General features: G+C 58.4%; 25 protein-coding genes and 1 tRNA gene. 6 read left to right on the forward strand and 20 right to left on the reverse strand.

Going from position 1 to position 23,301, the window contains the following annotated elements; translation table 11 throughout:
* The first annotated feature begins 87 nt into the window (after positions 1-87).
* The 4 genes from dapC (at position 88) to SWE17_RS01645 (ending at position 5,512) form a co-directional block, all read left to right on the forward strand.
* On the forward strand, positions 88-1,302 hold the full coding sequence (gene dapC, locus SWE17_RS01630) for a succinyldiaminopimelate transaminase (RefSeq protein ID WP_322991387.1): 1,215 nt from the start codon (positions 88-90) through the stop codon (positions 1,300-1,302).
* 3 nt (positions 1,303-1,305) lie between these two features.
* Positions 1,306-2,475, forward strand: coding sequence for a succinyl-diaminopimelate desuccinylase (dapE, locus tag SWE17_RS01635; RefSeq protein WP_322991388.1), 1,170 nt, complete (start codon positions 1,306-1,308; stop codon positions 2,473-2,475).
* A complete protein-coding gene (prmB, locus tag SWE17_RS01640) occupies positions 2,472-3,350 on the forward strand; it encodes a 50S ribosomal protein L3 N(5)-glutamine methyltransferase (RefSeq protein ID WP_322991389.1) in 879 nt (292 codons plus the stop codon). Before dapE ends, prmB begins: the two co-directional genes overlap by 4 nt.
* 155 nt (positions 3,351-3,505) lie before the next feature.
* Positions 3,506-5,512: an ABC-F family ATP-binding cassette domain-containing protein gene (locus tag SWE17_RS01645; protein ID WP_322991390.1), complete on the forward strand. Its 2,007-nt coding sequence runs from the start codon at positions 3,506-3,508 to the stop codon at positions 5,510-5,512.
* Here the strand turns inward: SWE17_RS01645 and SWE17_RS01650 are convergent.
* From SWE17_RS01650 to tolB, 7 genes are all read right to left on the reverse strand, one after another.
* Positions 5,509-5,766 carry a hypothetical protein gene (locus tag SWE17_RS01650; protein ID WP_322991391.1) on the reverse strand — a complete coding sequence of 86 codons (258 nt, stop codon included), beginning with the start codon at positions 5,764-5,766 and terminating at the stop codon, positions 5,509-5,511. The genes SWE17_RS01645 and SWE17_RS01650 overlap by 4 nt on opposite strands.
* Before the next feature lie 92 nt (positions 5,767-5,858).
* A tRNA-Lys gene (locus SWE17_RS01655) sits at positions 5,859-5,934 on the reverse strand.
* Positions 5,935-5,979: 45 nt separating this feature from the next.
* On the reverse strand, positions 5,980-6,768 hold the full coding sequence (locus SWE17_RS01660) for a tRNA threonylcarbamoyladenosine dehydratase (protein WP_322991392.1): 789 nt from the start codon (positions 6,766-6,768) through the stop codon (positions 5,980-5,982).
* A complete protein-coding gene (locus SWE17_RS01665) occupies positions 6,765-7,775 on the reverse strand; it encodes a YeeE/YedE family protein (RefSeq protein ID WP_416234947.1) in 1,011 nt (336 codons plus the stop codon). The genes SWE17_RS01660 and SWE17_RS01665 overlap by 4 nt, the downstream gene beginning before the upstream one ends.
* 123 nt (positions 7,776-7,898) lie before the next feature.
* Positions 7,899-8,678 (reverse strand): tol-pal system protein YbgF, encoded by a 780-nt coding sequence (ybgF, locus tag SWE17_RS01670; protein WP_322991394.1) that lies wholly within the window; start codon positions 8,676-8,678, stop codon positions 7,899-7,901.
* A gap of 20 nt (positions 8,679-8,698) precedes the next feature.
* On the reverse strand, positions 8,699-9,235 hold the full coding sequence (gene pal / locus SWE17_RS01675; protein WP_322991395.1) for a peptidoglycan-associated lipoprotein Pal: 537 nt from the start codon (positions 9,233-9,235) through the stop codon (positions 8,699-8,701).
* Between the two features lie 38 nt (positions 9,236-9,273).
* Positions 9,274-10,545, reverse strand: coding sequence for a Tol-Pal system beta propeller repeat protein TolB (tolB, locus tag SWE17_RS01680; protein ID WP_322991419.1), 1,272 nt, complete (start codon positions 10,543-10,545; stop codon positions 9,274-9,276).
* Between the two features lie 120 nt (positions 10,546-10,665).
* On the opposite strand from tolB, the gene msbA reads away from it, so the two are divergent.
* The gene (msbA, locus tag SWE17_RS01685; protein WP_322991396.1) at positions 10,666-12,459 is read left to right on the forward strand and encodes a lipid A export permease/ATP-binding protein MsbA; all 1,794 of its coding nucleotides are present in this window, start codon (positions 10,666-10,668) and stop codon (positions 12,457-12,459) included.
* Positions 12,460-12,465: 6 nt separating this feature from the next.
* On the opposite strand, the gene rng is transcribed toward msbA, so the two are convergent.
* From rng to SWE17_RS01730, 9 genes are all read right to left on the reverse strand, one after another.
* The gene (rng, locus tag SWE17_RS01690) at positions 12,466-13,938 is read right to left on the reverse strand and encodes a ribonuclease G (protein ID WP_322991397.1); all 1,473 of its coding nucleotides are present in this window, start codon (positions 13,936-13,938) and stop codon (positions 12,466-12,468) included.
* A gap of 79 nt (positions 13,939-14,017) precedes the next feature.
* A complete protein-coding gene (locus SWE17_RS01695) occupies positions 14,018-14,620 on the reverse strand; it encodes a Maf family protein (protein ID WP_322991398.1) in 603 nt (200 codons plus the stop codon).
* A complete protein-coding gene (gene rlmH / locus SWE17_RS01700; protein WP_322991399.1) occupies positions 14,617-15,084 on the reverse strand; it encodes a 23S rRNA (pseudouridine(1915)-N(3))-methyltransferase RlmH in 468 nt (155 codons plus the stop codon). The genes SWE17_RS01695 and rlmH overlap by 4 nt, the downstream gene beginning before the upstream one ends.
* A gap of 6 nt (positions 15,085-15,090) precedes the next feature.
* The gene (gene rsfS / locus SWE17_RS01705; protein WP_322991400.1) at positions 15,091-15,855 is read right to left on the reverse strand and encodes a ribosome silencing factor; all 765 of its coding nucleotides are present in this window, start codon (positions 15,853-15,855) and stop codon (positions 15,091-15,093) included.
* Positions 15,855-16,520 carry a nicotinate (nicotinamide) nucleotide adenylyltransferase gene (gene nadD, locus SWE17_RS01710; protein WP_322991401.1) on the reverse strand — a complete coding sequence of 222 codons (666 nt, stop codon included), beginning with the start codon at positions 16,518-16,520 and terminating at the stop codon, positions 15,855-15,857. Before nadD ends, rsfS begins: the two co-directional genes overlap by 1 nt.
* The gene (gene hemF, locus SWE17_RS01715; protein WP_322991402.1) at positions 16,511-17,431 is read right to left on the reverse strand and encodes an oxygen-dependent coproporphyrinogen oxidase; all 921 of its coding nucleotides are present in this window, start codon (positions 17,429-17,431) and stop codon (positions 16,511-16,513) included. Before hemF ends, nadD begins: the two co-directional genes overlap by 10 nt.
* Before the next feature lie 24 nt (positions 17,432-17,455).
* A complete protein-coding gene (locus SWE17_RS01720) occupies positions 17,456-18,109 on the reverse strand; it encodes a 1-acyl-sn-glycerol-3-phosphate acyltransferase (protein ID WP_322991403.1) in 654 nt (217 codons plus the stop codon).
* 16 nt (positions 18,110-18,125) lie between these two features.
* Entirely contained in the window at positions 18,126-19,406 is a 1,281-nt protein-coding gene (purD, locus tag SWE17_RS01725) for a phosphoribosylamine--glycine ligase (protein ID WP_322991404.1), read from the reverse strand.
* Positions 19,407-19,415: 9 nt separating this feature from the next.
* Entirely contained in the window at positions 19,416-20,141 is a 726-nt protein-coding gene (locus SWE17_RS01730) for a YebC/PmpR family DNA-binding transcriptional regulator (protein WP_322991405.1), read from the reverse strand.
* 71 nt (positions 20,142-20,212) lie between these two features.
* On the opposite strand from SWE17_RS01730, the gene SWE17_RS01735 reads away from it, so the two are divergent.
* The gene (locus SWE17_RS01735; protein WP_322991406.1) at positions 20,213-21,745 is read left to right on the forward strand and encodes a DUF853 domain-containing protein; all 1,533 of its coding nucleotides are present in this window, start codon (positions 20,213-20,215) and stop codon (positions 21,743-21,745) included.
* A 71-nt stretch (positions 21,746-21,816) separates the two neighbouring features.
* Here the strand turns inward: SWE17_RS01735 and rplI are convergent, their stop codons facing one another.
* The 4 genes from rplI to rpsF are packed head-to-tail and all read right to left on the reverse strand — an operon-like array spanning position 21,817 to position 23,247.
* Positions 21,817-22,269, reverse strand: coding sequence for a 50S ribosomal protein L9 (rplI, locus tag SWE17_RS01740; RefSeq protein ID WP_100119749.1), 453 nt, complete (start codon positions 22,267-22,269; stop codon positions 21,817-21,819).
* 11 nt (positions 22,270-22,280) lie between these two features.
* Complete coding sequence (gene rpsR / locus SWE17_RS01745) at positions 22,281-22,562, reverse strand: 30S ribosomal protein S18 (RefSeq protein WP_019427495.1); 282 nt, start codon at positions 22,560-22,562, stop codon at positions 22,281-22,283.
* A 14-nt stretch (positions 22,563-22,576) separates the two neighbouring features.
* On the reverse strand, positions 22,577-22,864 hold the full coding sequence (gene priB, locus SWE17_RS01750) for a primosomal replication protein N (RefSeq protein ID WP_322991407.1): 288 nt from the start codon (positions 22,862-22,864) through the stop codon (positions 22,577-22,579).
* Positions 22,865-22,881: 17 nt separating this feature from the next.
* Positions 22,882-23,247 (reverse strand): 30S ribosomal protein S6, encoded by a 366-nt coding sequence (gene rpsF / locus SWE17_RS01755; RefSeq protein ID WP_322991408.1) that lies wholly within the window; start codon positions 23,245-23,247, stop codon positions 22,882-22,884.
* Positions 23,248-23,301: the final 54 nt, after the last annotated feature.

Raw genomic sequence — 23,301 nt, forward strand, 5'->3', positions numbered from 1 at the left:
GGAATGGCAAAAAGACCTGGGTCCAGTCCTCGGGGCCGCAAAAGCCTCCCCCATGAATTCAGCCCAGGCTTCCCGGATAATCGAGGGATGAATCCTCTTCTTGCCAAGCTGCAACCCTATCCTTTTGAACGGCTCAAACAGCTGTTCGCCAGCGTCACGCCCAACCCCGCCCTTCGCCATATCAGTTTGGGCATTGGGGAGCCCAAGCACGCCACGCCCGCTTTCATCCAAGAAGCGCTCAAGGCATCAGTCGCCAATGGCCTCTCGGCTTACCCAGCGACCGCAGGCGAACCCAGCCTGCGCAAGGCCTGCGCCGCTTGGATCCAAACTCGCTACAGCCTGACCCTGGACCCACTCACGCAGGTCTTGCCCGTGAACGGCTCTCGCGAAGCCCTGTTTGCCCTGACGCAAACCGTGATCGACCCGACCCGACCCGGTGCCACGGTGGTCAGTCCCAACCCCTTTTATCAAATCTACGAAGGCGCGGCCTTGCTGTCAGGAGCTGAGCCCTATTACGTGCCCAGCGACCCGGCCCGCAACTTTGGCAACGACTGGGACAGCGTACCCGCCGAGGTCTGGGCCCGCACGCAATTGTTGTTCGTTTGCTCGCCCGGCAACCCCACGGGCGCGGTCATGCCTCTGTCCGAGTGGGAAAAGCTGTTTACCCTTTCGGATCAACACGGTTTTGTCATCGCTTCGGACGAGTGCTACAGCGAGATCTATTTCCGCGAAGAAGCCCCGTTGGGGGGCTTGGAAGCCGCCTACCAACTCGGTCGCACGGATTTCAAACGCCTGATCGCCTTCACGAGCCTGTCCAAACGCAGCAATGTGCCCGGCCTGCGCAGCGGCTTTGTGGCGGGTGACGCGGCCATCATCAAGCAGTTCCTGCTGTACCGCACTTACCACGGCAGCGCCATGAGCCCCGTGGTGCAAGCCGCCAGCGTGGCAGCTTGGGGCGACGAAGCCCATGTGGTGGACAACCGCAACCAGTACCGCACCAAGTTCGCCCAAGTCACGCCCGTGCTGGCCGAAGTGCTGGACGTGAAACTGCCCGACGCCAGCTTTTACCTGTGGGCAGGTGTGCCTGCGGGTTGGCAGGGCGACGACGCAGCTTTTGCCCAAGCGCTTTACCAAGCAGAACATATCACCGTGCTGCCTGGCAGCTACTTGGCTCGGGACTTCAAGGGCAGCAACCCTGGCCGGGGCCGCATCCGCATGGCCTTGGTCGCTGAAACGGCCGAGTGCCTGGAAGCGGCAGAGCGCATCGCCCGCTTTGTGCGTGCCCACCCGAACAAGGTCTGAGCCATGAACGCCACCACCTGTCACGACACCCTGCGCCTGGCCGAGCAGCTGATCGCCCGACCCTCTGTCACGCCTGAGGACGCAGGCTGCTTGGACCTGATCAGCGAGGCTTTGAAACCTCTTGGTTTTGTCTGCGAGTTCATGGATTCGGGCCCGGACACCTTCCGCGTGCGCAACCTCTGGGCCAAACGTGCAGGCACCTCTGGCCAGACCTTGGCGTTTGCGGGACACACCGACGTGGTGCCCACCGGGCCGCTCACGCAATGGGACAGCGACCCCTTCACCCCAACCCACAAGGACGGCAAACTGTTCGGGCGCGGCGCAAGCGACATGAAAACATCGCTGGCGGCCATGGTGGTATCGGTGCAGGAGTTTCTTGCCAGCAACCCCAACCCGGCATTGGGCATCGCGTTTTTGCTGACCAGCGATGAGGAAGGCCCGGCCCTTGACGGCACCGTGGTCGTTTGCGAAAAGCTGCAAGCCCGTAGCGACGCGCCGCAATTCTGCATTGTGGGAGAGCCCACTTCGGTGCAGCAGACGGGCGACATGATCAAAAACGGTCGACGCGGCACCCTGAGCGGCAAGCTCACCGTAAAGGGCGTGCAAGGCCATATTGCTTATCCGCACTTGGCCGACAACCCTATCCACCGCCTGGCCCCGGCGCTGGCCGAACTGGTCAGCATCCGGTGGGACGAAGGCAACGCCTTTTTCCCGCCCACCAGCTGGCAGGTGAGCAACTTCCACGCGGGCACAGGCGCGAGCAACGTGATCCCGGGCGACTGCGTGGTCGACTTCAACTTCCGCTTTTGCACCGAATCAACCCCAGAAAGCCTGCAGCAGCGGATGCAAGCGGTACTTGACCAACACGGTCTGAAGTACGAACTCAAATGGACGCTGGGTGGCCGCCCCTTCCTCACCACCCCCGGTACGTTGGTCAAAGCGATTGAAAAAGCCATCACCGACGAAACCGGTTTGAAAACCGAGCTGTCCACCACAGGCGGCACCAGCGACGGCCGCTTCATCGCGCAAATCTGCCCGCAGGTCATCGAGTTCGGCCCTCCTAACGCGACCATCCACAAGGTCAACGAGCATGTGGCGCTGGCCGACATCGCGCCGCTCAAAAACATCTACCGCCGCACCTTGGAACAACTCAACGCAGGTCTGCCCGCATGAGCGCCATGAGCCTGTCAGCGCTGATCGAACAAGTTGCGCAACGCCTGGAAGAAGCGGGCGTGGCCTTTGGCCACGGTACCCAAAGCGCTTTCGACGAAGCCGTCTGGCTGGTGCTGTGGCGCTTAGGCTTGCCGCTTGACACCGAGCTGGACGAAGTGTCGCAGCAAACCGTGACACCAGAGCAGCAGGCGCAGGTGCATGACTTGATCAACGAGCGCATCGCCACCCGCAAACCTGCGGCTTACCTCACCCGTGAGGCCTGGCTGCAGGGCGTGTCCTTTTACATCGACGAGCGGGCCATCGTGCCGCGCAGCCTGATCGCGGAGGTGCTGGCCGACGGCACCATTGACGCTTGGCTGAGCGACCAGACCACGCGCGTGCTGGACCTGTGCACCGGCAACGGCAGCTTGGCCGTGCTGGCGGCGCTGGCCTGGCCGGAGGTACAGGTCACCGGGGCCGACATTTCCGATGACGCTCTGGCCGTGGCGACCATCAACGTGGAGCGACACAACTTACAAGAGCGCGTGACGTTGGTGCACAGCGATGGCCTGCAACATTTGCCCGGCCTGTTTGATCTGATACTTTGCAACCCACCGTATGTGTGCAAAGCCAGCATGGACACCCTGCCCGCCGAATACCGTGCTGAACCCGTGCTGGCTCTGGCAGGCGGCACCGATGGCATGGACTTTGTGCGCCAGCTGTTCAAGGATGCACCATCTCGTATGACTGAACACGCGGTAATGGTGCTGGAAATTGGCAACGAGGTGGCACACTTCGTTGCCGCCTTTCCCGAACTCGAGGTTGCTTGGCTGGACACCAGCGCGGGTGATGATCAAGTTCTTCTGATCACCCGCGAAGCCCTTCTCAGCCTGTGAAGTCCCTCCCCGCGCGGCGAGGAAACGGAAAAACTTTCAACGTGCCATCTCCCCGACACGCACATCGGCGAAAATGGCGGGTTACGCCCTTTGACATCAGCCCTGAGGCTGACTGAGCCCCCTCTTACCGGAACCTGTCCGGTCACTGCTTTTTCATGATCAACCTCAAAAACGTCACCCTCCGCCGAGGCACCAAGGTGCTGCTGGACCAAGCTTCGGTCACCCTCAATCCCGGAGAGAAAGTGGGTCTGGTCGGGCGCAATGGTGCGGGCAAATCCACCTTGTTTGCCCTCTTCAACGGCAGCTTGACCGAAGACGGTGGTGACTTTGAGATGCCGCGCCAGTGGCGCATGGGCCAAGTCGCTCAAAACATGCCCGAAACCGACCAGCCCGCTTCTGACTTCGTACTGGAAGGCGACACCCGCTTGGCCGACCTGCGTCAGCGCTTGGTCGCAGCCGAAGCCAGTGGCGATGGCATGGAGATGGCGCACGTTTACACCGATCTCGCCGATGCGGGTGACCACGACGCCCTGCCCCGTGCCGAGGCCTTGATTCTGGGTCTGGGCTTTCGGGTGGATGAGCTGAACAATCCGGTCAACAGCTTCTCGGGTGGCTGGCGCATGCGCTTGCAGCTGGCCCGGGCGCTCATGTGTCCGTCGGACATTCTGATTCTGGACGAACCCACCAACCACTTGGACTTGGATGCGCTCGTCTGGCTGGAAGCTTGGCTGCAGCGCTATGCGGGTACCATGATCGTGATCAGCCACGACCGAGAATTTTTGGATGCGGTCACCAACGTCACCTTGCACATCGACCACGCGAAACTGACCCGCTACGGCGGCAACTACAGCGCGTTTGAAATTCTGCGTGCCCAACAAATGGAACTGCAACAGGCTTCTTTTGCCAAGCAACAAGACAAAATAGCCCACCTGCAAAAATTCATCACCCGCTTCAAGGCGCAAGCCAGCAAGGCCAAGCAGGCACAAAGCCGGGTCAAGGCGCTCGAGCGCATGGAAAAAGTGGCTCCACTGCTGGCCGATGCCGAGTTCACCTTCGGCTTCAAGGAACCCAACAACCTGCCCAACCCGATGCTGGCCATCAGCGAAGCCAGTTTTGGCTACGTGGTCGATGAACAGCCTAAATCCATTTTGCAAGGCGTGAGCAAATCGGTGTTGGCCGGTCAACGCATCGGCATTTTGGGTGCCAACGGTCAGGGCAAGTCCACTTTGGTGAAAACCATTGCCCGCACCATGCCGCTCCTGGCAGGCACACTGACCGAGGGCAAGGGCCTGAACATCGGCTACTTTGCCCAGCAAGAACTCGATGTGTTGCACCCACAGGACAACCCGCTGGAGCACATGATCCGCCTGGCCAAAGAGCTGGGTCCGAACAGTGGCGAGCCAAGCCGCGAGCAAGACCTGCGCAACTATCTGGGCACTTTCAATTTCACGGGCGACATGGTCAAGCAAGCCGTGGGCACCATGAGCGGCGGTGAAAAAGCCCGCCTGGTACTGGCCATTATCGTGTGGCAGCGCCCTAATCTTTTGCTGCTGGACGAACCCACCAACCACTTGGACTTGGCCACACGCGAGGCGCTCTCGATGGCGCTCAATGAGTTTGAAGGCACCGTCATGCTGGTGAGCCACGACCGTGCTTTGCTGCGCGCGGTGTGTGATGAGTTCTGGATGGTGGGCCGGGGCAAAGTCGAGCCGTTTGATGGCGACTTGGACGACTACCAGAAGTATTTGCTGGAAGAATCCAAGCGCTTGCGCGAAGTGGCCAAAAACTCAGCCCGCGACACGGCCACCCCAATTCAAAGTGTGGCGGCAGAACCTTTGGCGCCTGTGATCGAGGTGCATCAAGCGCCTGTTATGCCCACAACCACGGGGCTGAGCAGCGCCGAACAACGCAAACACGATGCCCAAAAACGCCAGCAACTGGCCGCCCAAACCCGCCCCTTGAAGCGCGAGCTGGAACAAAACGAGCAGCGCATGGCCAGCATCGAAACCGAAAAGAACCAGTTGGAACAGCTGTTGACAACGCCCATCTCCCCATCGGACATGGCCGACGCAGGTCGACGCCTGAAAGCTCTGGCTGACGAAGTGGCCCGCCTTGAGGAGCGCTGGCTCGAGCTCACCCAACAGCTGGAAGCCAGCGTTTAAAGCTTGGGCTGGCGCACCACCGACCAGCCAACGTGCTGGTTGGCTTTGTTGTTTTCGTATTCCCAAGCAGCGCCACAACGGTCACACAGGTAAGCAGTGATGGTTGCTTGACCAGACTCCCGCTGTTCTTTGCGATTGGCCCCTTGCACGAGTTCGGCATGGCCTGGCGCTCGCCGCCAGTTGCGCTGAATCCCCGAACAAGGCTCGCAAAGCGCCGAAATTTTGGTGTCATGGGCGTGATGGGAATCGGTCATCAAAGGTCTTTCGGGAGAAGGTTCGGGCCACCTTGAGCGCGACCATGAAAAAAGCACTTTGTACCGAGGTACAAAGTGCTTTTTTGTTTTTCTGGTGGGACCAGCGGGGGTCGAACCCACGACAAACGGATTAAAAGTCCGCTGCTCTACCAACTGAGCTATGGTCCCTTTGCTACTGAGCGTGTGCACTGCAGCAAGCCTTGAATTATAGCCTTATTTTTGGGGCTTCAAATCAGCAGCGGCCAAAAAGTTCAAAATTTCTGAGGCGGCACACATGCCGAAGGTGGCCGTGACGCTGACCACCGATCCATAGCCGTGGCAATTGAGTGAGCCATCCCCTTCGACCGCACAGCTTGCATCGGGAGGAGCTACTGCTTCACGACTGAACACGCCCTGAATGCCCATGCGTTTGTCACCACGGGCTGCACCGTGGTGCTTGCGCAAACGGTAGCGCAATTGAGCCAACAAGGGGTCGTGGGTGATTTTGGACAAATCGTCGACATCCACTTTGTGCGCCAATCGCTTGCCCCCAGCGGCGCCCACTGTGATGAAACCCACTTTGTTTTGCATCGCCCAATGCGCCATGGCCACTTTGGCACTGACCTGGTCACAGGCATCGATCAGTGCATCCGGCTGCCCCCTCAAAAGCGCTGGCCAGTTGTCGGGGCTGACAAACTCATCGATCGCATCGACATGGCAATCGGCATGGATCAAAGCAATGCGATCACGCATGGCCTGAACTTTGGCTTGACCTGTGTTGGTGCTCAAGGCATGGATCTGGCGGTTGATGTTGGACTCTGCAATGTGGTCCATGTCGATCAGGCTCAAACGGGCAACACCACTGCGGGCCAGTGCTTCGGCCACCCAAGAACCCACACCACCGATGCCCACCACCGCCACATGGGCTTGGCGAATGCGTTGTGCCCCCAGCACACCATACAAGCGTTCCAGTCCACCAAAACGGCGTGCGCCAGCAGCCCGCTCGTCCTGCCCCACGTTCATACCGATGCCTCCGCTCGGTGCTGCTGCCAACTCAATGCGGCCACGCCACCAGCCACGATGCCCAAAACAGCGAGGAAACTGCCCAAACTCAGGGTGGACAAACCCGACAGCCCCTGACCGATGGTGCAACCCATGGCCAAAACACCACCCATACCCATTAAGGTGCCCCCCAGCAAATGCAGCACCAAATCTTCCGTTTGTTTGAAACCTTCCCAGCGGAAGTCACCCTGCCAAAAAGCATGGGCCCAAGCACCCAACAACAAGCCCAGGGCAGAGGCCATGCCCAGCGACAGTTTTTTGGTGCCGTCACTGAAATACATCAAAGCATCCCACCCATAGGCGACGGGTGCTGTCAAGCTCATGGATTCCATGCGACCACTGGCGGAGGCCAAAAAAACAGGCTCTAAGGTCTCAGGATGCTCTGGTAGGAATCCCATGACTCCACTCACCCACCAAAGCCCCACCACCAAAACACCTATGCCTGCGCCAGAAACGACTTCGGGCCATGCGATCGATGACCGGTCTTTGAAAACCCAGAAAATGACCGAGGCAGACACCACACAAGCGGCCATAAAACTGGACACAGGTGTGCCCCACTCGGTGACACTGGCCAACCATTGCCCCACAAAGGGGCCGGGGCCGGTACCGATGCTGACGGGGTCCAATGCATTCACACGCCAAACGGCTGTGAGGCCACGCAGAGTGGCCAAGGCTGAGATGCCCATGGCCATCAAAACCACCAAGGACTTCAGATTGCCCCCACCCAATCGCACCAAGGACTTGCTGGCACAGCCCGAGCCAAGCACCATCCCAACGCCAAATAAAAAACCACCCAACAGGAGAGAAAGCCAACTGAGCTGTGGATTGGCATAAATGGTGTTGAAGGGACTGATCACACCTCGCCAAGACAAAAAGCCAAAGCCCAAAACGGCCACAGCAACCGCCATGGCCCATTGCTTGGCACGTTGGGTGTTCCCCATGATGACCCAGTCACTGATCGCACCCATGGTGCAAAAGTGACTGCGGTGAAACAGCGCCCCGGCCAAGGTGGCCAACAAAAAAGTCAGCCCCAATACCCCATTCGTTTGTAGCTGTAACTGTTCTAGGCTGATCACCGATGGCCCCGCACTTCAGCGCAAACGCGTCAAGCGATCGCGTGCCGTGGCTGCGGTTTCGGAGGCGGGATAGGCTTTGACCAACTCTTCCATCGTTTTGCGGGCCCCTTTGAGGTCCTTCAATTCAATTTGAACGTTGGCCACAGCCAACATGGCCTCAGAGGCCCTGGGGTGGGTCGGAGCCGATTTCAGCAGCTTCTGGAAATTCGCCATCGACTCTTTGTAATCCTTGTTGGCGTACTGGGCGTTACCCAACCAAAACAAGGCCGAATCGTTGTAACCGCTGGTACGGTAACGCTGAATGAATGCATTCAAGGCCACTTGAGCCGCTGCAAAATCCCCTTTGCGAAAGGTCTCCATGGCGGCATCGTAGTCACGCTTTTCAGCGGGCTCCGCCATGAACTCGACCCCCTCCAAAGTCACCTTCACAGGATCGAAGCGGCGTAAGCGGTCTTCCACGCCCTGGGCCAAGTCTTTTTGGCGAATCTGCGACTCAGACAAGGCTCGGGCCAATTCCGCCTGGGTTCGCATGGATTGCTCTTGGGCACCACGGCTTTGTGATAACTCCGATTTCAGCCCATCAATCTGGCCTTGAAAATCAAGCAAGGCACGGCGCAACTGGGCATTTTCATCCGCCAGGCCTTTGATGGCCGCATTCGATTGCTCCACCCGTTGGCGCAAATCCAAAATGGCTTTACGGGCCTCATCATCTCCAAAAAGAGCCGCCTGAGCGGCGCCCATCCAAGCGAACAGGCCCCACACGAAAACCCATCTTGAACAAGTCAATGCAGACATGGTGCGCGAGCTCATGCGGTTCAATACCGGATTTCAACGCGGCGGTTTTTAGCCAAGTCGGCTTCTGCTGAGCCTTGGGCTGCAGGTTTTTCCTTGCCGTAACTCACGGCTTCCAGCTGGCTCTCGGGGACACCCATCAGGCTCAAGGCCTGACGGACGGCTTCAGCACGCTTTTGACCCAAAGCCAGGTTGTATTCACGGCCACCGCGTTCGTCGGTGTGGCCTTCCAAATTGGCTTTGCGTTGCTTGTTGGCCTGCAAGAATCGTGCATGGCTTTCGATCACTGGACGGGCTTCAGCGCGCACCACAAAGCTGTCATAGTCAAAAAAGACCACATGGGCGACCCCCACAGGACCGATGCCTATGCCCGACTTGTCGACCACCACGCTGGCCACGCCAGTTTGTGCACCACTTGGATTGGTGCCAATGCCCTGCGTCGAACCCCCCGAAGATGTGGCCGACTTGTCTTCCACAGGCACATCGTCCAACTTCACACCAGACGCGCAACCCGCCAAAAGTGCCACCATCAAAGCGCTGGCCAAAAATTTAGTCGTCATGTTTTACCTCATCAATTAACAAAAAGAATTTTCCAAAATCATTTACGCATTGGTCCCCAATGGGGCTCCCGAATGTCGCCACCCTGACCCGCCAAGCGTGCTTTGACTCGGCCATCTAATGTGGTGGTCATCAAGGATTCACGCCCCTGAAAAATCGAAGCGTAGACCAACAGTCGGCTATTGGGGGCAAAACTGGGGCGCTCATCGGCGTTGGTGTCGGTCAGCGCGGTGACCTGTCCAGAAGACAACTCCATCAGGTGCAAGCGGTATCCACCACCCATGCGCGATACATAGGCCAGCCAACGGCCGTCTGGACTCACCGCAGGGGAAATATTGTAAGTGCCAGAAAAGGTGACCCGCTCCGCTGGGCCGCCTTGGGCAGGCATGCGGTAGATCTGAGGGCTACCACCACGGTCACTCACAAAAAACAGCGCACTGCCGTCCGGAGAAAAAGCGGGTTCCGTGTTGATGCTGCCCGACTGGGTCAAGCGGCGTGGCTCACCACCTTGCAGGTCGATGCGAAACAACTGGGAGCCGCCATCGCGACTGAGTGTGGCCGCCAAGGATTTGCCGTCAGCACTCCAAGCCGGGGCGCTGTTGGAGCCCTTGAAATTGGCCACGGCTCGGCGTTGCCCTGTGGCCAACTCATGCACATAGACCACGGGTTTGCGCTGTTCAAACGACACATAGGCCAACTGACTCCCGCTGGGCGACCAAGAAGGCGAAATGATGGGCTCAGGGCTCGTCAGGGCAGATTGGGCGTTCTCACCATCGGAATCGGCAATCCACAAAGAGTAGCGTCCACCCGACTTGGTCACGTAACTGATGCGCGACGCAAAGGCGCCCGGCGTCCCTGTCAACTGCAGATAGACCCAATCGGCAATGCGGTGCGCTGACAGACGCAACTCGGCGGCACTGACCGTGTCCTTGAAATCACCTTTGTCTTGGCCCTTGACCACATCCCACAAACGGGCTCGCACGTCATAACGGCCGTCGGCCAAACGCGTGACCGAACCTGCCAGCAGCGCTTCGGCTGAAAGTTGCCGCCAAGGTGACCAATCGGGACGACTCGACTCATCCATCAGGGCTGAGCCAGCAGGCAAACCCTTGAACTGTCCGCTGCGCTCCAAGTCGGATTCGACAATGTTGGCCAATTTTTGCGGCGCTGCCGCCTCGCCTTTGAACGGGACCATCACCACGGGCAATTGGGTCATGCCCACACCCGTCACTTCGACGCGAAACTGCGCCCAAGCAGGGATGGCCAGGAGGCTTAAAAGCAGCAGGTGGATCAAGCTGGACAGCAGGCCCATGCGCAAAAAAACAAGCTTCATGAGGGGCAAAAGATTCGTTGTGATGATAAAGCCGTGATCGTACACCGTAGAAACGCATTTTCTCTGGGCCAAAGAGCTCAACTACTTACAATCAGGCGGATGCGTGAGCCACATCCCCAAACCCCTTCAACCTTGAGCATTCCCCAAAGAATGCGCAAATTGGCACCCTATTTTGGCAACCAAAAAGGCATTTGGGCGGTGGCGGTTTTGGCCACTTTGATGGCTGCTTTGACCGAGCCGATGATTCCAGCCTTGTTCCAGCCGCTTTTGGACAAAGGTTTTGCCGAAAACAAACTGCCCCTTTGGGCCATACCCGTGGCTGTAGTGGGCCTGTTTACGGTGAGGGGCGTGGCCAACTTCGTCTCTCAGTACGCCTTGTCCAGGTTGACCAACGATGGCATGGAAAAACTCCGCTCTGAACTGTTTGGGCGACTCATGAAAGCCGATTTGTCGCTTTTCTCCAAACAATCGGCCAGCGCTTTGTCCAACACCATCGTGTACGAGGTGCAAAACGGCGCCTCCCAATTGGTCTCAGCTGTCATTGCTTTGGCGCGAGATGGTTTCACACTGATCGCTTTGCTCAGTTATTTGATGTGGCTTAACTGGAAGCTCACCTTGGTGGTGTTTACCGTGGCCCCAGGCTTGAGCTGGATCATGAAGGCGCTTTCTCGGCGGCTTTACAAATTGACCAAGGAAACCCAGAGCGCGACCGATGACTTGGCTTATGTGGTCGAGGAAAATGTGCTGGCTCACCGCGTGGTGCGTCTGCAAGGCGGCCAATCTCACCAAATGGATCGTTTTGACCAACTGGCCAAGGTGCTGCGCCGTTTGGCGTTGAAAACCACTGTGGCCTCGGCCGCCATGTCCCCGCTGACACAAGTCATGGCCGCTTTGTCCTTGTCCATGGTGCTGGTGATCGCCCTACACCAAAGTCAAAATGGTGCTTCTGGGGCCACTGTGGGCGGCTTCGTCGCCTTCATCACGGCCATGCTGATGCTGATTGCCCCCATCAAGCGGCTGGCTGAAATCTCCAGCCCCATCACCCGTGGCTTGGCTGCGCTCGAAAGAGGCCTGACCCTCATGCACGAAGCCCAAGAAGAATCCCAAGGGACCCATACCAGCCCCCGTGCCGAGGGCTCTGTTGAATGGCGCGGTGTGCATTTGCAATTCAGCCCAGATGGCCAGCCGGCCTTGTCGGGCGTTAGTCTCAAAGTCGAACCGGGCGAAACGGTGGCTTTGGTCGGCACATCGGGCGCTGGCAAAACCACCTTGATCCAATTGCTACCGCGATTTGTCGAGGCCACCTCTGGCGAGGTCCTCATCGATGGAGTCCCCATCCAGCACTGGCGTTTGGACAGTTTGCGCCGACAGATCGCCATGGTCAGTCAAGATGTGGTCATGCTCAACGACACCGTGGCTGCCAATGTGTGTCTGGGACATCATGCCGACCCGCAGCGCATCCAGGCCAGCCTTGAAGCCGCCAATCTGTGGGGTCATGTGTCGCTCATGCCGCAAGGCATGGACACGCTTCTGGGTCACAACGCCAGCCAGCTCTCAGGCGGACAGCGCCAGCGTTTGGCCATTGCCCGCGCTCTTTACAAAGATGCGCCCATTTTGATTCTGGATGAGGCCACCTCGGCACTGGACAACGAGTCCGAGCGCTTGGTTCAAGACGCCCTGCAAAAACTCATGCAAGGACGCACAACCTTGATCGTGGCGCACCGACTGTCCACCATTGAACACGCCGACCGGGTCGTGGTGATGGAAAGTGGCCAGATTGTTGAACAAGGGGCCCCCGGCGAGTTGCTGGCCCAAGGTGGCGCTTACGCGCGGCTGCACCACCGGGGAGAGTGGGCCAGCGAAGAAGGCGTTCAGACCAAGCCACTGGCCTGAAAATTTTCAGAGCAACACGATGTCGTACTGCTCAGGCCCCATGGCGGACTCGACCTGCAAGGAAATGGGCTTGGCGATGAAGTCAGACAAACCCGCCAGGTGCTGGCTTTCTTCGTCCAGCAGCAAATCGATGACCGCCGAGGCCGCCACGATTCGGAACTCGCGCGGGTTGAACTGGCGTGCCTCGCGCAAAATTTCTCGCAGAATGTCGTAGACCACCGAGCGCGGTGTTTTGACAATGCCCTTGCCCTGACAGCTGGGGCACGGTTCGCACAGCATGTGCGCCAAAGACTCGCGGGTGCGTTTGCGTGTCATCTCCAGCAAACCGAGCGATGAAAAACCGCCGGCCATGGTCTTGACGCGGTCACGAGCCAGTTGTTTGCGGAACTCGGCCAGCACGGCCTCCTGGTGCTCGGTGCGGGACATGTCGATGAAATCGGCAATCACGATGCCGCCCAAGTTGCGCAACCGCAATTGACGGGCAATGGCTTGGGCAGCTTCCAGGTTGGTCTTGAAGATCGTGTCCTCAAAATTGCGTGCACCGACATAACCGCCCGTGTTCACGTCCACCGTGGTCAGCGCCTCGGTCTGGTCGATGATCAAATACCCGCCCGATTTCAACTCGACCCGGCGGCCCAGCGCCTTGGCGATTTCCTCATCAATGGCATACAAGTCAAAAATCGGTCTTTCGCCTTTGTAGAGTTGCAGGCGTTCGGCCGCTTTGGGCATGAATTCCTGGCCAAAGGCTTGCAACTGGGCAAACTGCTCTTGTGAATCGATGCGAATGCTTTGCGTCGCGTCACCCACCAAATCGCGCAGAACCCGCTGCAACAGTGTCAGGTCCTGGTGCAGCAAGGACGCGGGTGGCAAGCGCATGGAGGCTTCCTTGATTCGGGCCCATGTCTTGCGCAGGTAGGCAATGTCGTCGCTCAACTCTTCATCGCTGGAGTCTTCGGCGTTGGTGCGCAAAATGAAGCCGCCCCCGGCTGGGCCCACCAAAGCCTGCAGCCTTTGGCGCAGTGCATCACGTTGGTCGGCCGGTATTTTTTGGGACACCCCAATGTGGTCGTCTTGCGGCAAGAACACCAAATGACGACCCGCGATGCTGATTTGCGTGGACAAGCGGGCACCTTTGGTGCCCAAAGGGTCCTTGATGACCTGGACCATGATGGCCCGTCCCTCGAACACCTGCTTCTCGATCGGTACCAGAGGCTGGCCTGTGCGGGCGGCTGCAGCCTCCCCCTCAGCATGCTTTTGCCAGACATCGGCCACATGCAAAAAAGCCGCTTTGTCCAAGCCAATGTCAATGAAGGCCGATTGCATGCCGGGCAAAACGCGGGCCACTTTGCCCAAATACACATTGCCGACGAGGCCCCGCTCGAGCGTTCGCTCCACGTGCAATTCTTGAACTGCGGCGAACTCCACCACCGCCACACGGGTTTCCTGGGGTGACCAATTGACCAAAATATCTTGTTGCATGGAGGGCATCAGATCGGGAGAGATGAAAACAAGACGGAGAAAGGCAAAGCACCATCAGCGCACCACTGGGCGCCAAGCCTCAACAGCGCACGCCGATCGATCGCAGCAAAGTGGCGGTCTCGAACAGCGGCAGTCCCATGATGCCTGAATAACTGCCCCGTATCTGTTCAATATGAGCAGCAGCACTGCCCTGCACCCCGTAAGCACCGGCTTTGCCCATGGGCTCTCCCGTGGCCACATAGGCACGAATTTGTGCGAGGGACATGGGCGCGAAGCGCACCCATGACTCTGAGACCGAAGAAACGCGTTTGTTTGCCTTTTGGACGGCCACGGCCGTCAACACCCGATGCGACTGGCCTGCCAGCCTCTGGAGGATGCGCACGGCATCGGCTTGGTCGGCAGGTTTGCCTAAAATGTCCCTTCCCACGCACACGGTGGTGTCGGCGCACAGCACAGGCGCAGCAGGCAAACCCTGACGCTTGCGCCGCTGCAAAGCAGCATCGAGTTTTAGACCCGTAACCCTTGCCACATAACGCGACGGCGCTTCTGCGCCATGGACGTCCTCCAAAGACTCGGCATCTTCGTCAGGCCCGGCCAAGAGGAGCTTGTGGGCCACGCCAATTTGGTCAAGCAGTTGACTGCGCCGGGGACTTTGGGAGGCCAGGTAAATGAAATCGCTCATTCGCGGTGGTAGGGATGGTTGGCGTTGATGGACCAAGCGCGGTAGAGCTGCTCGATCAAGAGCACCCGGGCCATGGCGTGAGGCAAAGTCAGGTCAGACAAGCGGATGCGCTCGTGCGCGTTTTGCCGGAACTCGGGCTCGAGCCCGTCGGGTCCACCAATGACCAAGGCCACATCGTCGCCGCCCAGCTGCCAGCTGGTCAAACGCGAAGCCAGCGCTTGGGTGGTCAAATTGGTACCTCGCTCGTCGAGCACCACAATGCGGGTGCCGCGAGGAATGGCCGCTTCGATGCGCTGACGCTCCGCAGCATAGAGCGTAGGCAGGGTTTTGGAGCCGCGGGGCTCGGTTTTCACCGCCTTGAGCTCGACTTTGAGCTCAGGCGGAAAACGTTTGGCGTAGTCGTCCCAGGCCGTCTGGGCCCAGTCGGGCACACGCAGGCCGACCGCAACGATCAGCAGCTTCATGCAGGATCAATCGGCTTTGCGGCGGGTGGCAGCTTGCACGGCTTTGCGGGCCGGGGCCTTTTTGGCCGCAGGTTTTGCAGAGGTCTTGGCGGCTGTCTTGGCGGCTGGTTTGCCCACGGTTTTGATGGTGGGTTTGCTGGTTTTAACCGGCGTTTTAGCCACAGGCTTGGCCGTCTTCTTGGCGGCCGAGGGGGCTGCCGACTTGCTTGCTGTTTTGGCAGCCGTCTTGGTCGCTGGCTTGACCGACTTGACCGGGGCTTTCAATGCAGGCTTGGCCTTCGCTGCTGGTTTGACCGCAGCAGATTTGGATGCCGTGGTTTTGGCTGCAGTGGTTTTGACGCTGGCTTTTTTGGCCACAGAGTTCTTGATGTGGCCTTTGACCTCGCCTGTGGACACCGGTTTAGGTGCACCGAATTTCAAGCGAACAGGCGTACCGCCCCAGATTTCTTCCAGGTTGTAATAAGTACGGATGGTCGGCTGCATGATGTGCACCACGGCCGGGCCGCAATCCACAATGATCCATTCTCCGTTGTCTTCGCCCTCGATGCGGGGCTTGCCAAAACCAGCATTGCGAACTTTATCGCGCACGCTGGCAGCCAGCGCCTTGGTCTGACGGTTCGAGGTGCCTGAGGCGATGATGACCCGCTCAAACAAGGAAGAGAGATGCTCGGTGTCAAACACCTGGATTTCTTGGGCCTTGACGTCCTCCAAGGCATCGACGATGGCCCTCTGGAGTTTTTGGATGTCTTTTTTGGCTGCGTTTTCGGTCATCAAAGGGGCCTGTAGAGGTGGTGGTCGTGAATATAGCGCTCAATGGCGGGGGTGACCAGACCGGTCAAGGTCTGCTCCTGGGCCGCCAGCACACGGATGTCCGTGGCACTGTGGGGCATCAGCGGCATGTCCAGAGTCAGGATGCGCGCTTGCAGCGTGTCAGTAAGTTTTGCTGGTGACGCGGGCGAGTCCAAATTCTCATTCCAGGCTCGCACTGCCATATCACGGCCTGCGGCGCAGATTATAGCGATGCGACCAATTTCGTCGATCTGATGCCACGATGGCAAAGACCTGCGCTGGTCATCCCCGAGCAACAAATAGATCTGAGCCTGCGGATATTCGGTTTGCAGCGCTTTCAAGGTGTCTACGGTGTAGCTGGGGCCCTCACGAAGAACTTCACGCTCGTCCACCACCACCTGGGGCAAATGCTCAAAAGCCAAACGGGTCATGGCCACCCGATGTCGGGCATCGGTCAAACCACGTGTTTTATGCCAGGCCTGCCCGGTGGGCACCACATGCACGCGGTCCAAGTGCAACTGAGCCATAGCCGACTCGACCACTGCCACGTGCGCGGGGTGTGGCGGGTCAAACGATCCACCAAAAACACCCAGACGCTGGACGCCTGCATGGCTGGAAGTGGCGTTCAGGGACAGAGTCAAACCCAAGCCTTGGGCACCAAAAAGTGACTGAGCAAACGCGCCTCGGGCGAGCCCGCCTCGTCTTGGCGCTGGTAAGACCAACGAACCTCGGGCGGCATCGACAGCAAGATCGATTCGGTGCGGCCGCCAGACTGCAAACCGAAATGCGTACCCCGGTCCCAAACCAGGTTGAATTCCACATAACGTCCACGGCGGTAGAGCTGGAAGTCGCGCTCGCGCTCGCCATAGGGCGTGTCCTTGCGGCGCAGCACCAGAGGCATGTAGGCTGACAGCAAGGCATCCCCCACGCTTTGCATCATGGCAAAGCTTTGGTTCATGCCCAACTCGGAAAAATCGTCGAAGAAAATGCCACCCACACCGCGTTGTTCATGGCGATGTTTGTTGCAAAAATAATCATCACACCAGGTTTTAAAACGCGGGTGCAAGCCTTCACCAAACGGGCTGAGCGCATCCTTGCAAGTCTGGTGGAAATGCACCGCGTCTTCGTCAAAACCGTAATAGGGCGTCAGGTCCATGCCACCACCAAACCAGGCCACTGGCGCCCTGCCCTCAGGCTTGGCCGCAATCATGCGCACGTTCATGTGCACCGTGGGCACATAAGGGTTGCGCGGATGAAACACCAGTGACACACCCATGGCCTCAAAAGCCGAGCCCGCGAGTTCGGGGCGGTGTTGGGTGGCCGAGGGTGGCAATTGTGGACCGGTGACATGCGAAAACCCGCAACCAGCGCGTTCAAAAATCGGCCCACCTTCCAGAATCTGGGTGATGCCATTGCCCTGGAGTTTTTCGCCCGGGTCTTTCTGCCAGACATCGGTCAGAAAGGGGGTGCCATCGAGGTCGGTCAAGGCCCCAGTGATGCGGGACTGCAAGCCCACCAGATATTCTTTGACAGTGCCGAGTGCGAAGCTATTGCTCATGGTGGGTAGGAACGTTGAAAAGTTTCAGGAAATGGACTGTGTTTCTGACGAGGTGGGTGGCGTTGGCTGTCCAGGGCTCCACGGAAGAATCGGTCCCATCTGGTGTGCATGAAAACCCTGCACGCCTTCGAAAATTTCAGCCATGTGGGCGTAATCCTGCTCTATTTGGCCTGAGAGATCGTAAAAATCAACCACGCTGAAGCGGCGTTGCCCCCAGTCGAGCTTGACGAGCGCCAGAGGCACTTTAGCCCCCAGGGCCAACTGGTAAAAACCGCTGCGCCATCCCGGAGTGAGGCTGCGCGTCCCCTCCGGGGCCAGGCCCAACCAGAGCAACTGGTCATTTTGCTTGTGCTGCTCGAACACATGGACCATCTGCCCGACCACGCCGCGAGATGAGCTGCGGTCAATGGGGATGCCGCCTACCCAGCGCATCCACGAACCGACCAGAGGAAACTTGAACAAGGAGTCTTTGCCCCAAAAGTGGGCTGGAATCCCCAGTGCCCATTTGGCCAGCATACCGATCGGGAAGTCCCAATTGCTGGTGTGCGGGTACACAATGGCCACACCCTGCCGGGTTGGAAAGCCCTCGAAATCCAAGCGCCAACCCAACATTTTCAAAATCCAACGGGCCAGACGAGAGCCCTTGAAAGTCACTGGATGGTGGGTTTGCTTGCTCATGAAGACTTGTTGTACTTCAATTTTTGATGGCGCGGTAACCAATGTCCAGGCGCATTTGCATGCCGTCAAAGACAATCGGGCTGGCGGTTTGGTAGGCCTTTTGCTGGGCTTGCTTGACCGAGTCGGCCAGCGCCGTGACACACAGCACGCGCCCACCCGAAGTCCAAATTTGACCGTCTTTTTCGCTGGTACCCGCATGGAACACCATGGCATCGTCCTGATCCTTGGGCAGGCCAGTGATGGCATCGCCTTTGCGTGGGTTCATCGGGTAACCGGCCGCAGCCATGACCACGCCCAAGGCCACGCGACGGTCCCATTCCATCTCAAAGGTATCCAAACCTTCTGAGGTCGCAGCCAACAGTACGTCCAACAGGTCCGACTTCAGCCGCATCAGGATGGGCTGGGTCTCAGGATCACCCATGCGGCAGTTGAACTCCAAGGTCTTGATGCGGCCTTGCGGATCGATCATCAAGCCCGCGTACAAAAAACCGGTGTAGGTGATGCCGTCTTTTTCCATGCCACGAATGGTGGGCATGATGACCTCACGCATAGCGCGCGCGTGCACCTCGGCCGTGACCACGGGCGCGGGTGAATACGCCCCCATGCCGCCGGTATTGGGGCCCTCGTCGCCGTCCAACAACCGTTTGTGGTCTTGGCTGGTGGCCAAGGCCGCCACATTCTTGCCGTCACACAGCACCATGAAACTGGCTTCTTCGCCTTGCAAAAACTCCTCAATCACCACCCGTGCGCCGCCTGCGTTGTGGGCCACACCGAGGGTGTTGTCCAAAAGCATGAAGTCAATCGCCTCGTGGGCTTCGGCGAGGGTCATGGCCACCACCACCCCTTTGCCCGCCGCCAGGCCGTCGGCCTTGACTACGATGGGGGCGCCTTGGCGGTCTACATAGGCGTGCGCCAGAGCCGCATCAGTGAAGGTCTCAAACACGGCCGTGGGGATGCCGTGGCGCTGCATGAAAGCTTTGGAAAAGGCCTTGGAACTTTCCAACTGGGCAGCCGCTTGAGTGGGTCCAAAAATGCGCAGGCCATGGGTCCGGAAATCGTCCACAATGCCTGCAGCCAAAGGGGCTTCGGGGCCGACCAAGGTCAGGCCGATGCCGTTGGCTTGGGCCCACTGCCGCAAGGCCGCTAAATCGGTGATGGGCACATTGACCAAGTTTTTGTCTTTGGCCGTGCCGCCGTTGCCGGGGGCCACATAAACCTGCTGGACTTTGGGCGACTGCGCCAGTTTCCACGCCATGGCGTGCTCGCGGCCACCACTGCCGACTACCAATACTTTCATCCAACTTCCTTAATCTTCAAATTCGGCGTTGTGGAACACGTTTTGAACGTCATCCAAATCTTCCAACACATCCAGCAATTTTTGCATTTTGGCAGCATCATCACCGGACAGAGTCACACTGTTCTCGGGGCGCATTGTCACTTCGGCCACCTCAGCCACCAAGCCCGCTGATTCCAATGCATTTTTGACCGACTCAAAATCCGTGTACGCCGAGAGCACCTCAATGGCGCCGTCAGTGTCGGTGATGACGTCCTCAGCACCCGCCTCGAGTGCCACGGTCATGAGCTGGTCTTCATCGGTGCCTGGCGCGAAGATCAATTGTCCGCAATGCTTGAACTGAAACGCGACCGACCCCTCTGTGCCCAAATTGCCTCCGTGCTTGCTCAAAGCATGTCGCACTTCGGCCACAGTGCGCACCCGGTTGTCGGTCATGGTGTCCAAGATGATGGCTGCGCCACCGATGCCATAGCCTTCGTAACGGATTTCTTCGTAGCTCACCCCTTCCAGGTTGCCGGTGGCTTTGTCGACGTTACGCTTGATGGTGTCGGCCGGCATGTTGGCCGCTTTGGCCTTTTCAATGGCCAAGCGCAACCGAGGGTTGGCACTGACATCACCGCCCCCTGTGCGGGCCGCGACCATGATTTCACGCACCACCCGGGTCCAGATGCGCTGGCGTTTTTCGTCCTGCCGCCCCTTGCGGTGCTGAATATTTGCCCATTTACTGTGGCCAGCCATCGGGAATTCCTTGAATGTTGATTTAACCTAGAGCTTGGATTTTACTTTTCACCGACAGGAGAAATCGCAACATGGCCGATCCGATGCTGATTGCACTCAATTCACAGGCTCAATGCCACCTGCTGCCGAACTTGGCCAACCGGCACGGTCTGATCACTGGTGCTACCGGGACCGGTAAAACGGTGACTTTGCAAACCTTGGCCGAAAACTTTTCTCGTCTGGGGGTCCCGGTTTTCATGGCCGACGTGAAAGGTGACCTGAGTGGTATCAGCCAGAGGGGGAAAATCGGCGAAAAACTGGTGGCTGTGCTGAAAGAACGCGGCATGGCCGTGCCTGAACCAAGGGCCTGCCCCACCACCTTGTGGGACGTTTTTGGCGAGCAAGGCCACCCGGTGCGGGCCACCATCTCCGACATGGGCCCTTTGCTGCTGACACGCATGCTGGGCCTTAACGAGACACAAGCGGGGGTGTTGAACCTGGTGTTCAAGATCGCCGACGACAACGGTTTGCTGCTGCTGGACATGAAAGACCTGCGGGCCATGCTGCAGTTCGTGGGGGACAATGCCAAACAGTTCACCACCGAGTACGGCAACATCAGCGCGGCCAGCATCGGGGCCATCCAGCGAGGCTTGGTGCAAATCGAGACCCAGGGTGGAGACCAATTCTTTGGTGAGCCGATGCTCAACATCGAAGATCTCATGCAGACCGATGCCCAGGGCCTGGGACTGGTGAACATCCTGGCCGCAGACAAGCTCATGAACTCGCCGCGCCTGTATGCCACCTTCCTGCTGTGGATGCTGTCCGAGTTGTTCGAGGTACTGCCCGAAATCGGCGACCCTGAAAAACCCAAGCTGGTGTTCTTCTTTGACGAAGCACACTTGCTTTTCAAAGACGCCCCCACTGTCTTGATCGAGCGCATCGAGTTGGTGGTCCGATTGGTGCGATCCAAAGGCGTAGGGGTGTATTTCGTGACCCAAAACCCCCTGGACATTCCCGACAGTGTGCTGGGCCAGTTGGGAAACCGGGTGCAGCATGCCTTAAGAGCCTACACACCCCGCGACCAAAAGGCGGTGGCTTCTACTGCACAAACGATGCGCCCCAAGGCTGGGCTGAACATTGAGGCAGCCATCACCGAGTTGGCCGTGGGCGAGGCCCTGATCAGCTTTTTGGATGGCAAAGGCCGCCCGTGTGAAACCGAACGGGTGTTTGTGCTGCCACCCGGAAGCCAGCTGGGGCCCATCACCCCGGAGCAACGCCAAGCACTGCTTCAAGACTCATTGGTGGCCGGGGTGTACGAACAAGCACAAGACCGCGAGTCTGCGTTTGAAAAGATCCGAGGTTCAAGCGCTGGTAACACGGCCACAGCTGCAAGTGGTGGCGGCTTACAGGGCCAAGCCCCTGCCCCATCAGAGACCGGGAGCAGCGGCATGATGGGCGGTCTGTCAGACCTGCTCTTTGGCAGCAAGGGCCCGCGTGGTGGGCAACGCGATGGTGTGGCCCAAATGGTGGTCAAAAGCGCCGTACGCACTGTGGGTTCGGCCATTGGCCGTGAAATCGTGCGCGGGGTGTTGGGCGGCCTGCTGGGTTCAAGTCGCCGTCGCTGATGGCAGACGAAAAAAAACCGCAGGGTATTTGCCCTGCGGTTTTTCGAAGTGTCTGACGACGTCAGGCAGTATCAGGCCGTTTCGCCCAGCACTGTCACGGTCACATCAACCACCACGTCGGTGTGCAAAGCCACAGCCACGGTCGACTCGCTGACGGTCTTGATCGGGCCCAAAGGCATGCGGATCTGGGACTTGAGCAGTTTGTAGCCTTGCTTGTTCAGCGCTTCGGCAATGTCGTTGTTGGTCACGGAACCAAACAAACGGCCATCCACACCGGCTTTTTGTGACAATTTGACCACCGTGCCGGACAGCTTTTCGCCTTGGGCTTGGGCTTCGGCCAATTTGGCAGCTGCGGCTTTTTCGAGTTCAACGCGGCGAGCTTCGAACTCGGCCTTGTTGGTTTCTGTGGCGCGGCGTGCGCGGCCTTGAGGAATCAGGAAGTTACGGGCATAACCGTCTTTGACTTTGACGATATCGCCCAGATTACCCAGGTTCACAACCTTTTCGAGCAGAATGATTTGCATGGTTGGACTCCTTAGACTTTGTGCTGGTCGGTGTAGGGCAACATGGCCAGGAAGCGAGCACGCTTGATGGCTGTGTTGAGCTGACGCTGGAAAATGGCGCGGGTGCCAGTCAAGCGTGCAGGGATGATCTTGCCGTTTTCGGCGATGAAGTCACGCAAAGTGTCCACATCTTTGTAGTCGATTTCTTCGACGCCAGTGACTGTGAAGCGGCAGAAACGCTTGCGCTTGAACAGCAGTGACTGGGTGTTGCGCTTAGGGCGCTTGTCTTTGTTGAATTTTTTGAACGTGGCCATGGGGCCTCCTGAAATTAATCTTGCTGAAACTCTTGAATGTGCAACACGACACTTTTGCCTTGTCGAGGGGTAGCCAAAAAGCCTTTGAATGTCCAAACACTGCCCACCGATTGCTTGACCAGTCTTTCCGCCAGCGACCCGAAGGCCAAAGCACGAAGTTTCAACTGGACTTTGCGAATTTGCCCAACCTCTTCTACTTCAGAGGCATGCTCCAGAATCAAATCCAGAGCTGGTAAACCAGCGGGGGTGTATCGCAAAGCAGCTTGCTCGGCAATACAGGCGGTCAGTTCGGTACGGTTCACTCCTCAACAGGAACGTGTCAAGCGGCGAATTCGGCTTGTTGTGACTTGCGGGCTTCTTCGCGCTCGACCGTCTTCATCATGGACGAAGGACCGGTGTCGGCTTTTTTCTTCAGCACAGTCAGGTGACGCAGAACGGCATCGTTGAACTTGAACGCGTGCTCGAGTTCGGCCATCACAGCCTGATCGGCTTCGATGTTCACGCACAGGTAGTGGGCTTTGCCCAACTTGTTGATCTGGTATGCCAGCTGGCGGCGGCCCCAGTCTTCAACACGGTGGATAGAACCACCGCCGGCAACGATCATGCCTTTGTAACGCTCCAGCATGGCTGGAACTTGTTCGGACTGATCGGGATGGATCAGCAAAATGATTTCGTAATGACGCATTGAGACTCCTTGCGGTTAACCCAAAAGGTTGGAAAAGCCGCCCCCAGCGTCTGT

Origin of the sequence: Limnohabitans sp. (assembly GCF_034680285.1) — a bacterium.
GTDB lineage: Bacteria > Pseudomonadota > Gammaproteobacteria > Burkholderiales > Burkholderiaceae_C > Limnohabitans_A.